The sequence below is a fragment of the Mucilaginibacter sp. P5_A4 genome (assembly GCF_056400605.1).
On the sequence record NZ_JBFUKX010000134.1, the window covers coordinates 1 to 1,470 of the forward strand.

A 1,470-nucleotide genomic window follows, 5' to 3' on the forward strand; every position below is an offset into this window, starting at 1 on the left:
ATATTTATTTTGAAGATAAGCTGATAGGGTTGTTTTTCCTGCACAAGAGGGGCCGCATATAACAAATGCGACGGGCTCAAATAACTCTAATTGATTATAATKTGTATCTGACCTTAAATAGCCATTATTTTTTAAAAACTGAAACATATCTTTGAATGCATCAGCTCTAAAATCATGTTTATTAGCTATTTCAATTGATAATTTGCTCATTGGAGCTTTACTTCCATTGGGAACAAACCATTTGTTAAAAGTGAAGTTATTTAACCATGGATAAAGAGGTTGCGTTTTAATAGCAACTTCTTTGTCGATAATATTCCCACTTTTAGAACTAGTAAAAATTAAATATTTAGTTTTATACTTCTCTCTTAGTTTATTATTTAAAACTAAAACGACATCAGATCTGACTGTTACAGCTCTTTTGTTACCAGTTTCTTTTAGTTTTTTATCTACATCTGAAAATGTATTATCCTGCATCCAGTATTTCACATCTACTCCGGGATACTCTTTTTCCGTACTTAATGAATGAATTGTGACTGATGTGTCTTCAATGAAAAAAAGTTTTTCATCAGCATTTGCTGTATGTTTTTTAAATCTAATTATTGCATCATCAACACTTCTTTTAATCAACTCATTCCTATCATCAATTCTCGGTTCAATATACCCAATGCCGTAATTCTTTTTTTTTGAGATAATTACAGGATAATCGCGCGATAAGTATTTAGCATGTGCTAATTTTTCTTTACTAGATGTTATAAAAGTTAGTTCAAGCATCCTCTGTCGTAATTATTCGAGCTGAATTTATCGCAGATGATTGTATAAAGTCCCATTCAGGAATTTGACTTTGGGAGTTTTCTATAACTTCTTGTATGTTTTTTCCGATAAAAAACAAGCCCGGTCCTAAGCTACTCATTCCCACTAATACAGCTCCATTTCTATATAAAATACTTTCTATATTTTCAATTGCGATTCCATACAACGCCCTTTCAGATTTTTTCCATTGGCTCAATTGAATCTTTTTTACGCCTTGTTCAAATGATTGTAAATCATTCTCCTTAATACCTGCTAAAATCCCAAATAGAACATGATACAAGGTTTCATATATTTCTTCATTTGATAACAATGCTTTTTTTTCAAAGAAAGCTACTTCTGTATCCGAAATCGCGATAGGTTTACTTGGAAAGCAAATGCCAATTTCCCAATCTGGCATACTCCCCTCGCTTATCAAGAGGGACCGAATTGGATCTAATTCAACTGATGACGATGGCAAAAGCTTTTGGCCAATATTTCTTTGTCCAATATCAAATATATAACCACCTTGGAAATATGTTCTTATACCTATTCCCGATGTTCCACCTCTTCCCGACAATTCGGCAATTTCACCAAATGTATAGCTTCGTCCATTAGCAATGAACAGTCCTTCAATACAAGCCAGCCGAATTATTGTGCCAGATCCAAAACCTGAGTGAATAG

2 protein-coding genes are annotated in these 1,470 nt (G+C 33.2%); both read right to left on the reverse strand.

Annotated features, from left to right (window positions below):
- On the reverse strand, positions 1-771 hold a 771-nt coding region (locus AC1DQW_RS27625), incomplete at its 3' end, for a non-canonical purine NTP pyrophosphatase (RefSeq protein WP_477457009.1).
- Positions 764-1,470 (reverse strand): hypothetical protein (locus tag AC1DQW_RS27630; RefSeq protein WP_477457010.1); only part of this gene is annotated, 707 nt, incomplete at its 5' end. The genes AC1DQW_RS27625 and AC1DQW_RS27630, both read right to left, overlap by 8 nt.